Origin of the sequence: Okeania sp. SIO2F4, assembly GCF_010672385.1 — a bacterium.
In the GTDB taxonomy this organism is placed as follows: domain Bacteria; phylum Cyanobacteriota; class Cyanobacteriia; order Cyanobacteriales; family Microcoleaceae; genus Trichodesmium.
In genome coordinates, this window is the sequence record NZ_JAAHGT010000254.1 from 1 (window position 1) to 11,109 (window position 11,109).

The 11,109-nt window shown below is 35.8% G+C and carries 9 protein-coding genes and 1 pseudogene; 2 read left to right on the plus strand and 8 right to left on the minus strand.

Going from position 1 to position 11,109, the window contains the following annotated elements:
• On the minus strand, positions 1–242 hold a 242-nt coding region (locus tag F6K22_RS17185; protein ID WP_293100185.1), incomplete at its 3' end, for an AMP-binding protein.
• A 184-nt stretch (positions 243–426) separates the two neighbouring features.
• Between F6K22_RS17185 and F6K22_RS17190 the strand changes: the two genes are divergently transcribed.
• Entirely contained in the window at positions 427–627 is a 201-nt protein-coding gene (locus F6K22_RS17190; RefSeq protein WP_293100187.1) for a four helix bundle protein, read from the plus strand.
• Between the two features lie 190 nt (positions 628–817).
• On the opposite strand, the gene F6K22_RS17195 is transcribed toward F6K22_RS17190, so the two are convergent.
• Together F6K22_RS17195 and F6K22_RS17200 are read right to left on the minus strand one after the other, a co-directional pair.
• A complete protein-coding gene (locus F6K22_RS17195) occupies positions 818–3,052 on the minus strand; it encodes a WD40 repeat domain-containing protein (RefSeq protein ID WP_293100190.1) in 2,235 nt (744 codons plus the stop codon).
• Between the two features lie 994 nt (positions 3,053–4,046).
• Entirely contained in the window at positions 4,047–4,787 is a 741-nt protein-coding gene (locus F6K22_RS17200; protein ID WP_363273770.1) for a HEAT repeat domain-containing protein, read from the minus strand.
• A 1,418-nt stretch (positions 4,788–6,205) separates the two neighbouring features.
• Here F6K22_RS17200 and F6K22_RS17205 point away from each other — a divergent pair.
• Positions 6,206–6,352, plus strand: a complete 147-nt coding sequence (locus tag F6K22_RS17205) for a hypothetical protein (RefSeq protein ID WP_293100193.1) — start codon at positions 6,206–6,208, stop codon at positions 6,350–6,352.
• A gap of 6 nt (positions 6,353–6,358) precedes the next feature.
• Here F6K22_RS17205 and F6K22_RS17210 read toward each other — a convergent pair whose 3' ends face one another.
• The 5 genes and pseudogenes from F6K22_RS17210 to F6K22_RS17230 form a co-directional block, all read right to left on the minus strand.
• On the minus strand, positions 6,359–7,576 hold the full coding sequence (locus F6K22_RS17210; protein WP_293100196.1) for an acetate kinase: 1,218 nt from the start codon (positions 7,574–7,576) through the stop codon (positions 6,359–6,361).
• A 265-nt stretch (positions 7,577–7,841) separates the two neighbouring features.
• Positions 7,842–8,480: a histidine phosphatase family protein gene (locus tag F6K22_RS17215; protein ID WP_293100198.1), complete on the minus strand. Its 639-nt coding sequence runs from the start codon at positions 8,478–8,480 to the stop codon at positions 7,842–7,844.
• A gap of 43 nt (positions 8,481–8,523) precedes the next feature.
• Positions 8,524–8,919, minus strand: a pseudogene (locus F6K22_RS17220) (sensor histidine kinase); the annotation flags it as partial.
• A gap of 98 nt (positions 8,920–9,017) precedes the next feature.
• Positions 9,018–9,272 carry a hypothetical protein gene (locus F6K22_RS43075; RefSeq protein WP_375340165.1) on the minus strand — a complete coding sequence of 85 codons (255 nt, stop codon included), beginning with the start codon at positions 9,270–9,272 and terminating at the stop codon, positions 9,018–9,020.
• Between the two features lie 270 nt (positions 9,273–9,542).
• The gene (locus F6K22_RS17230; protein WP_293100203.1) at positions 9,543–10,973 is read right to left on the minus strand and encodes a GAF domain-containing protein; all 1,431 of its coding nucleotides are present in this window, start codon (positions 10,971–10,973) and stop codon (positions 9,543–9,545) included.
• Positions 10,974–11,109: the final 136 nt, after the last annotated feature.

An 11,109-nucleotide genomic window follows, 5' to 3' on the forward strand; every position in this document is an offset into this window, starting at 1 on the left:
GCTAGGGGAACGCCAAAATGTGCTTCTAGCATGGGTGGAATATTCGGGCAAAGGAAAGCTACGCGATCGCCTTTTTGTAACCCCCAATTTTTTAAGGCGTTTGCTAGTTGATTAACTCTGGTGGCAACCTGAGCATAAGTCCAGCGAGAGGAACGGTAAACTATGGCATCTTTGTCAGCAAATGCTCCCACACTGCGTTCTAGAAAACTTTGGGGAGTAAGAAATTGAGAGGAAACTTTCATTATCAGAATTTATAATTTAGAATTTAGAATTCAGAATTTAGAATTGCATTTACAATTTTAGAATTCAGAATAAATAGAACCAAAAATGGCAAAAAAAGATATACAAGGTAGATCTCTAAATTTTAGCATAAGAATAGTAAAGCTTTGCAAGTTTTTGAGATAGAATGGTGGAACAGGCTATGATTTGAGTAAACAATTAATACGCTCTGGGACAAGCATAGGCGCGAATATTGAGGAAGCACAAAACGCAGAAAGTAAAGCCGATTTTATCCATAGAATGAATATTTCTCTCAAGGAAGCTAGACAGACTAATTACTGGTTAAAGATATTAATTGCAACAGAAAAAGAACTAGAACAAAGATTACTTCCTTTATTAAATGAATAATTATGAATTAATTTCTATTCTTCATGCAATCATTAAAAATACCAAAGCTCAAGATTAATTCGGGTTTGTTGAAAAAGTCTTAGTACTTTTTCCAGACATAAAAAGGCTAAAACCTTTATCTGTAAATGCTTTTAGATTTAACAAGCAACCCCTAATTATAAATTATAAATTATAAATTATAAATTATAAATTAACCTGCCATCTCTAAAAAGTGCATAACTCCCTCACTATCACCTGCCACCACTGTTTTCCTATCTTCGCCAACACTACAACAGTAAAAACTATTCTCTCCAGAAAAACTCATCAACTCCTTTCCTGTCTCAATATCCCAGACCTTTAGCTTCTGATCTGCTGCTGCTGATACTATCCGTTTACCATCTGGAGTAACTGCTACTGACCTAATTGTATTAGTATGACCTGATAATTTGCGTAATTCTTTCCCACTAGCTAAATCCCAGATTCTTATTGTATCATCCCAAGCAGCAGATATCACTTTTTTGCTATCGGGAGTAACTGCCACTGACCAAATACCATCAGTATGCCCCCATAAAGTTCTAATTTCAGCTCCACTAGCTAAATCCCAAACTTTCAAAGTTTCATCCCAGGAAGCAGATATCACATTTTTGCCATCGGGAGTAACTGCTACTGACCAAATGCCATCAGTATGTCCCCTTAAAGTTCTAATTTCATTCCCCGTAAGTAAATTCCAAATTTTCACAGTACGATCGCTAGAACCTGAAATTACACATTTACCTCCGGGAGTAATAGCAACTGCATTTACCCAGAAATCATGACCTGCTAAAGTTAATAGTTCCTCACTTGTTTCTAAATTCCAAACTTTGAGGGTATTATCTTCTGAAGCAGATACCGCTCGTATTCCGTCAGGAGCGATCGCCACTCCTGATACTCCTTGAGTATGTCCTACCAATGTTGTAACTTCTTTACCTGTAGTGGAGTTCCAGACTTTTATGGTATTATCCTCTGAAGCTGATAATACTTGAGTTGTATTAGGGAGCATGGCAACAGACCTGACTCCCAAATCATGGCGAGAAAATTTTTCAACTACTGTACAAGCTACTAAATCCCAAATTTTAATTGTGTTATCATAGGCGCCGGAGATTATTTGTTTACCGTCTGGGGTAATTGCAACTGCTTTCACCCATTCTGTGTGGCCTGTAATTGTAATAATTTCAGAGGCTTTTTCTATATCCCAAACTTTCAGGGTTTTATCCCACGAACCTGATACTATATATTTGCCATCGGGACTAACTGCAACTGCTCTCACCCATTCTGTATGGCCTTCTAAGGTTTCTACTTCTTTACCTGTAGCTAATTCCCAAATTTTAATTGTGTTATCGTCTGAACCCGATACTATATATTTGCCATCAGGAGTAACTGCTATTGCTGTGACTGAAGCAGTATGACCAGTCAGGGTAAGAATTTCCTTGTATGTAGTTAAATCCCAAACTTTCAGTGTCTTATCTACTGAACTTGATATTAGCTGTTTGCCATCAGGTGTAATTGCTATTGCCATTACAGCAGCAGTATGACCAGTTAAAATATTAATTTCCTCATGGGTTACTATATCCCAAACTTTTAATATTTTGTTTTTTGAAGCTGATATTACCTTTTTGCCATCTGGAGTAACTGCTACTCCATTGATCGCATCATTATTTCTTAGAGTACAAATTTCCCTATTTTCAGTTAAATCCCATATTTTCAAAGTTTTATCCCATGCACCTGATATTGCCTTTTTGCCATCTGGAGTAATTGCTAATCCGTATACCCAGGAGTTATGTCCGGTTAATGTGTTAACTTCCGTACCGCTTTCTAAATCCCATATTTTTAATGTTGCATCCCAAGAAGCTGATACTATCTGTTTACCATCTGGAGTGAGCGCCACTGCATTAATTGAGTCATCATGCCCACTAATAGTTCTCATCAAAGCTGCATTTGGCGGAGTTAAACTTGGATGAATGGGGCACAACCAGGGAGTATTTTGGACTGCTTGAATTTGGTCTAGTAATTGTTGAATATAGGGTAAGTTTTTATATTCTAGAAGTCTCCCAAATAGTTGTATTGATAGTTGATTTTTATCTTCTTGTAGAATAGATTTTGATAATTCTAGACTTTCTTTAATTAGCTGTAGAGATTTTGTTGTTTCTGGAGATAACTTACCAGATTCTAATTGTTTTGATTCATTGATTAAATTATAGTCTTTTATTAAACTCTCTATTCCGAATTTTTTGTGCTGAATTTTAGCAGATAAAAATTCAATATTTGTGAGTATTTGAGCATAATTTTCTATTTCACCAGAACTAGCATATTTTTTGGGTAAATTTTCTAGATGAGTTGTTTTATATTTATTTCCTTGATTAATTTTTCGGAAAAAATTAGGGAGACGATTTTGTTTGAAAGCTGACATATATAACCTCATTTCATTATGACTGTTGACAAAAGGTTGATACTTAGGTACTCTCATAGTTCTCCGCTGATTTTCTAGTGTTAATATTTTAGATCGGGTTTTAGGAAAAATTAAAGTTATTTAATAAGTTATTCTTACCGAATAATTAAATAATTAAATAATTAAATAATTCAGGTTTAAAGCCTCTCCTTTCAAGGGGAAAAAGCGGTCGAGGGATGCCGAGGTTTCCTCGGCATATCCAATCGACCAAGAGAAATAAATTTTTTCCCTACCGTGTCAATTCTCTTCCTTTTAGGGAGAGGTAATTATCCATTATCCATTATCCATTAATGAATAGAGCAAGTAATTAGTTTTGTCATTAAAAATATGATAATTTTAATACTAATATTCAATCCGGATCATTAGTGATTTTATGATTTAGTAGCCATTGTTCAGCAGAGAAGGAAAGTATTTAAATGTGCAACAACTTTAGGATGTTGTATGGAAAGTCCCTGCTCTATTTTATAAGGATACTTTTCTATAACGGTACAACTCGATTGAATATAAAAACCCTGAATCTCAAATATTTTTTACAATTCTACAAATTCAGCAATATTTAATCAGGAAAAATCAGTAAATATTGCCATAAAATTTTATTATATATTTAATTATCAATATAACAATTAAGAATTATAGATATTGTACAAATTATAAAAAATAACCTTACACATCAATAAATAATAGGGGACATGGGTCAGGAAGGATTTACCTTCTGGAACTAAAGTCATATGTAGCGTTGATTAATTAATTCATTATTATACACCCTTAAAAACTATAGTAAATATAATTTTATAGTGATGTGTAAGAGGTATTTGACTGCATTCTTTGCTTCCTAATTTAATAATAACCACTTTTATTTGGAATTCAATTTAGGGAAATATTTAGCCACAATCATTATCTATAAAGTTGCTAAATAAGTTTCAAACTATACCATGTCAATCCTATATATTTTTGTTTATAACCCTTCTATTTCTAAATGTTCAATAACTTGCAAACCCCTAGGGTCTCCCACTCGTAACAAAGATGATTTCGCATCTTCCCGCACGCCCATATCTTCATCTTCTTCTAATGCCTCAATCAAAGCATCAATTGCACCAGCATAAACAATATTAGAAGGTAATTCTCGACATAACTGACCAATGGCCCATGCACAGTTGCTTCGTATTGCAGTCATTGAGTCTCGTCTCAACCCTTCAATTAATGGTGGTATTGCTCCTACTACTACCTCATAACTTACTTGGGCTATCTGGCCTAAAGAACTAGCGGCCCATAAGCGTACCGCAGAAATATCTGTTCTAAGGGCATCCACTAAAGGTTCTAGAGAACGGCGATCGCGACAATTCCCCAAGGCCCAAACAACACCTTTACGAACATAGCCATTAAAGTCCAAATTTAATTGTTTAATTAGGGGTTCCACAGCATCTGGACTAGGATTACGGCCCAAAGCATAAGCAGCACTTACCCGTATTAATGGACAATCATCTTGTAAAAGTTCAATTAATGGGGAAATTGCCCGCTCGTCCTGAAGTTCACAGAAGGCTCGAGCGGCCATCATCCGTTGAGAAGGTTCTGAGGATGTCAGTAATGGTAACATTTCCTCTGGATCTGGCTTTGGAGCTTCTTCTTCTCCCATATAATCCAGAGGACTTTCTCCCGTCGGCTGAATATTTGCTAGGTTAAGGTCTTCATTCTGCATAATCGTAATTTTACTCTATATAATGCACCTTATCTAATAAGTCAAAAGTATCAAGTTAAAACTCAAAAGTCATAATTATATTCAGCCACTCATATAGGGCTACGCGCAAGTCAAAAGTCACTGATGCAAAAGTAAAAAGTAATCTCTGACTCAGTTTCAGTATTTAGAAATATCCTAATCTTGGCTTCAACTGCTATAAATTCTAGGTATACCTGAAGTCAGAACTCAGAAGTCAGAAGGATAAATATAAGTGGAGTGGGTATCTTGCCTGTTGGTTATATTCTCGAGCAGGTAGGATGCCGATTCTACAAAACTATTAAAATCATCCCCCATCTATGCAACGGTCTAAAACTTGACACCCACTAACTTTTTCAAGGCTTTTTTTTTACCGAAAAATTGGGTTTGAATCCTCCCCCCAAAAGCTATCCCCGATCGGGAAGTCCTGAAAATCTTGTGGTTCGTATGGTCCGTGTGGGGGGTGTGGGAAGTGAGAATCTTGTCTGTAGTTCTCAAAAAAATGTCTAATTCAATACACTTTTCTCCAGAAAAAGCATCTCAAAGGCTAATTCATAACTTGTATATAATGTCCACGTTTTATGTTAAGAAAGATGTTGATAAAGCATAGCCCCAAAAGGGGGACTTTGTGTTATACTACGAAAAGTGAATAATGTATTCAACCGCTCTAAAAACCTAGCTATCTAATCGATAGACGCACCTTGAAAACTAGAGTTATGGGGCAGATGCATAAGTATTTCTATGCATGGAAAAATCTAAGCAACAAGCACCAGATAACCAATTTTTTTAGGTTTGAACTGTAGCGTAGGGGATACGGGAACAGGCTCTTGGAATAGAGCAAAGCGCTTGGTATGAGAACTATCTCTGGACTAGATTCCGCAAAGTATTTGATTTAAGTGGACTCGTTGAACCAAGAATCGTGGTTTCAGGAGAATCTCCGCACCTGACAGTCGGAGAGTATATGAATAAATTTGGCTCATTTTCTGCCAACATTCACAAGCGATCGCCCAATCTTCAAGAACTTAGAACTCAGAAGTTAGAAGTTAGAAGTTAGAAGTTAGAAGTCAGAAGTAGGTAGTCCTGCTCGCGTAATGGTATACAGCAAAAAGAAATACCTAGTACGGGAGCAAGATTCTCCTACTATTCTCGTAACAAATATATAATTTAAATTAAGCTTGGCCGATTTTGTGCCAGCATTCACAAGCGATTGCCCAATCTTCAAGAACTCAGAAGTCAGAAGTTAGAAGTTAGAAGTTAGAAATTAGAAGTTAGAACTCAGAACTCAGAAGTAGGTAGTCCTGCTCGCGTAATGGTATACAGCAAAAAGAAATACCTAGTACGGGAGCAAGATGCTCCCACTATTCTCGTAACAAATATATAATTTAAATTAAGTTTGGCCGATTTTGTGCCAGCATTCACAAGCGATCGCCCAATCTTCAAGAACTCAGAAGTCAGAAGTAGGTAGTCCTGCTCGCGTAATGGTATACAGCAAAAAGAAATACCTAGTACGGGAGCAAGATGCTCCCACTATTCTCGTAACAAATATATAATTTAAATTAAGTTTGGCCGATTTTGTGCCAGCATTCACAAGCGATCGCCCAATCTTCTTCTGTATGTACTACTAAAACTGCTACTTTGGCATCTGGGGCAGAAATATCAGTATTCATTGCAGGTTTAGTATTTTTTTCCTTGTCAATTTTTAACCCCAAAAACTCAAAACCTGCACAAGTTTTTTCTCTAACAATTGCTGAATGTTCTCCTATTCCAGCAGTAAATACTAAGACATCTAAGCCACCAAGAGAAGCTAGCATTTCTCCTATACAACAACGGAGTTTATGAATATAAATATCAAATGCTAATTGAGCAAGTTCATCTCCTTCTTGCATAGTATTAGTAATATAACGCATATCTCCCGATTTTCCAGAAATACCTTTTAAACCTGATTCTTTATTAAGCATTTTATTCAATTTTTCTGCATCAAAACCATACTCTCGCATCAAATAAATCAAAATTGCTGGGTCAATTGAACCACTACGAGTTCCCATCATTAATCCTTCTAGTGGAGTAAATCCCATAGTAGTATTAATACTAATTCCATTAGACACTGCTGTTAAGGAAGCACCATTACCTAAATGACAGGTAATTATCCGTAAATATTCTAGTGGTTTACCTAATATTTTTGCTGCTTTTTGAGAACAATATTTATGACTTGTCCCATGAAATCCATAGCGTCTAATTCCTTTTTCAAACCACTCATAAGGAATCGGATAAATAGCAACTTCTTTTGGCATTTGACTGTGAAATGCTGTATCAAATACTGCTATTTGAGGTATATTTCCTAAGATTTTTTCAATAGCTTCAATTCCTTCTAAATGATTGGGATTATGGGCAGGTGCTAAAGGAATAAGATTTTTAATTGTTGCTTTGACTTTATCTGTTATTAAAGTAGCTTCTGAATAATCTGAACCGCCATGAACTACTCGATGACCAACTACATTTATCTCAGATAAATTTTCGATAACTTTTGTTTCTCCTTGACTAAGGGTTTCTAACATTTTAGAGATACCTTCTAGACGTTTTTCGGGGTTAAGTTTGAACTCTTTCTCAACTCCGTTTGCTTCTATTTCCAAAATCCCATAATCATTATTAGCAGTCCAGTCAATTGCTGCTGACCAAATCGGTTGTAGTGGATTTTCTGGTAAGTTTTCTGTAGTAATTTCATACAAGCAACTTTTCTGGGAACTAGACCCTGCATTTAACACTAAAATTTTCATAGTTAGTAATTATTTCTGTTTCTTGATTCTACTTTTTTATATCAAAGGGAATAGGGAACAGGGAACAGGTAACAGTTAACAGAGATTCATAGCAAACATTTATCAAACTGGTATTATTAGGAAATGCAGAGAAAAGGTGGAATAATTTTTACATTCTAATATTATCTCCAGGTAAGCAAGTGATGAAAAAACCTATCCTTTTGTTTCCAAACTCAATCTTCCTATTCTCCCTACTCCCTTACTCCTCCACTCCCCTACTACCTAATTAAGTACCTTTTAAAGACCGTAATTTTTCGTCTAGATAACAACGATCTGATAAACAATGTAGTAATGGACCATGAACACCAATTTCTACAATACTTACTCCACCAACTAACATCATAATCCGATCGCGATACCTGCCAATATCAATTCCTAATAAATTACAAAGCATAATTCTAATAGTTGCTTTATGAGACACTACTAATACATTACCTGTTTGATGGTTGTCTTGAATTTCTTGAATTACCTGAGAAGAGCGACGAGCAATGTCTATACCTTTTTCTCCTCCTGTCGGAGAATTCCAACCAGGATCTGTTAACCAACGAACATAATCATCGTGATAGTTACTATTAACTGTTTCTGGGGTTTCTCCTTCCCATTTTCCATAATAAATTTCTTTTAAACCATCCCGTACTCGCATTTCTAAACCTGCGACATCACACAAAGGTTTTGCAGTAGTTATAGTTCTTTTCATTGGACTAACATAAGCAGCAGTCCAATTTAATGAACCATAAGCTTGAGCAAATTGTTCTGCCATTTCTAACCCTTCGGGAGTCAATTCTGGGTCTAAAATACCACAGTAACCTCCTGTTTTACTGTATGTAGTTTCTCCATGTCGGATAAAGTATAACTTCAAACTCATAGCTTAGGTTTAGAATAAATTTGACTCGAATATTTTATCATTTTCACAGAGGAATTGAAATTACAAATTCTGAACCTTTTGCGAGAGTAGAAATACATTCTAATTTTCCCCCATGACGTTCCACAATAATTTGATAACTAATTGCTAAACCTAAACCTGTACCTTTACCGACTGGTTTTGTCGTGTAAAAAGGATCGAATATCCGCTTTTGTACTACCTCACTCATACCTATACCATTATCAGCAATCCGAATTATCACTTGATTTTCTGTTTCTATTTCCGTAGTAATAGTAATTTGAGGAGGCGAATTACTGTTGGGATTTCTCATAGGTTCTAGTGCATCAATAGCATTACCAATAATATTCAGAAATACCTGATTCAGTTCGCCGGGATAGCATCTGAATTTGGGTAATTGACCGTAATTTTTCACAACTTTAACTAGCTATTAGCTTTCAGCATTTAGCTAGCCTCCTGCGGAGGAACTACGTTAACAGCTAAAAATCCAAGGGTTTAAGTCCCCCACTATAATTTGAAAAATTAGTGGTGCGCTTTGCGTGGGGGTTTGAATCCCCCATTATACACGCCTGATAAGCTGATTGCTGATTGCTGAGTGCTGAGTGCTCCTTCAATTTCCAATTCATGGGGTTGAGCTTTGAGATTGTTTTGGAGAATCATCAGAGTAGAATCTATTCCTTCATGTATATCTACATTCTTAACTTCTGATTCATCAAGACGAGAAAAATTGCGTAAAGATTCGACAATTTCTTTAATTCGATTAGCTCCTACTTGCATCGAATTTAATAGCTTCGTTCATTAATTGATAATTGATAATGGCGAACTTGATAATTACAAGAAGGTTTTAACCGTTACACCAATTGAAGATCAGAAAATATTATTTCTTCTCTCTTGGGAGATTGGAGGCAAGCGTTTGCGCTTCGCAAAGCTTCGAAGTTCGCGTAGCGTCCCGGAGGGAACGGAGACCTCGCCATCCAAGGACCGCTTTTTTCCCCTATCCAAGGGGAGGCTTTCAACCAAAATTATTTAATTATTAATAATTAATAATTAATAATTCGGTAAATCTGCAACTAAAAAATCTAACTCCACATATTCCAAAATATCTGTTACTTCATCAACAGGTTCGGGATAATTCTCCCGATCAACTTGAATAACATCTAATAAGTCCTGAGCGTATTCAGTAGTATATTTGATCTTGCCAGAAATAAAGTTGACTGGATTATTAATTTCGTGAGCTACCCCGGCAACTAACTGTCCTAAAGATGACATTTTTTCGGTTTGAATTAGTTGAGTTTGAGTGCGTTTTAATTCTTTGATAGTTTGACCTAAAGCTTGATTTTTTTCGTTTAATTGTTGGGTGCGTTGCTCGACTTTTTGTTCTAAAGTATCGTAAAGCAAAGCATTTTCTAGAGAAATTGCTGCTTGAGTCGTAATCATTTCTAATAACTGTAATCTTTTAGGAGTAAATGCACCTTTTATTAAATTGTTTTCTAAATAGATAATACCGATAAGTTTGCTTTGCTTGGTAATAGGAGTACATAATATAGACTTAGGTTGTTGTCGTTTCAGATAGGGGTCATTTACCCATGTTGCTTCTGTAGTCGCATTATCAAATACCTGAAATTTTTGAGCGCGCCAAATATAGTTAATTAATGCTTGGGGTAACTCTTGGGATGCGGAAACAGGTACTCGAGGTCGCTGGAAATTTTGCAGATATTGGTTATGAGCAGTAGGGATAGTTGTATCTACAACATGACTCATTGCTTCAAGTATTAACTGTTGGTCTTTGAGTAAAATAAGAGCACAAAAATGTACTCCCGCATTTTCCATGATCAGTTGAATTAAAGTTGAGAGCAAATTCTCTAGCTTCACTTCTCCAGACAAAATTTGAGAAACTTTAATTACAGTTGCTAGATCGAGGATATTTTCCGTGTTGCTACTGGAGGTATGGGAAGACATGGTATTGCTGCTGAGGAAGTTGCTGTTTCCAGAAGAGCGAACCAAAATCAGAGCTAGTAGTCGTGGATAGCGTTTTTCTAAATCTTTAACTTTGGCTACTGCTCCCCAGTTAACATATCCATAGTATGCTTCAATCATATAAGTTTGGGCGATTTTTGTTTTACCCCACTCCAGATAGAATTTGGCACACAGTTCGTTTGCTAAAGCTGCTTCTTGAATATATTTGTTTTTTGTAGCTGTGGCGATCGCTTGTTCGTAAGCTTCAATAGCTGCTATTTTGTCTCCAAGTATTCTGTGTTTTTCTGCTTCTATTAAATAGTATTTATGGGAATAGTTTGTAGGTGCGTGTTGTGCCCAAAATTTGATTTTTTCTGCATTGGTAGTTACTTGCTCTAGCATTTTTTCTCGTTCCTCAACTGCTGCAGTAGGGTAAAAAGCTAGTTTAGCTAGTGAACTATAAAAATAATATACTGGAATACAAAATAATCCTGTTACACCGCTAATATATTTTTCCGTCAAGACTTCATAATGTTTGGCGCTCTGAAAATTGCCTAGTAAATAAGATATAATTAATTTATTGAAGTAGATTTGAAATCAAGCATAACTGTCATTAATATTTTCAGAGAAAGGAATAAATTTTTCCTCATTAAAAGCA

What these genes read in the sequence shown, in the direction of transcription:
- F6K22_RS17195 (WP_293100190.1), bottom strand. Translation starts at nt 3,052, where the DNA reads ATGTCAGCTTTCAAACAAAATCGTCTCCCTAATTTTTTCCGAAAAATT.
- F6K22_RS17200 (WP_363273770.1), bottom strand. Translation starts at nt 4,787, where the DNA reads ATGCAGAATGAAGACCTTAACCTAGCAAATATTCAGCCGACGGGAGAA.
- F6K22_RS17210 (WP_293100196.1), bottom strand. Translation starts at nt 7,576, where the DNA reads ATGAAAATTTTAGTGTTAAATGCAGGGTCTAGTTCCCAGAAAAGTTGC.
- F6K22_RS17215 (WP_293100198.1), bottom strand. Translation starts at nt 8,480, where the DNA reads ATGAGTTTGAAGTTATACTTTATCCGACATGGAGAAACTACATACAGT.
- F6K22_RS43075 (WP_375340165.1), bottom strand. Translation starts at nt 9,272, where the DNA reads ATGCAAGTAGGAGCTAATCGAATTAAAGAAATTGTCGAATCTTTACGC.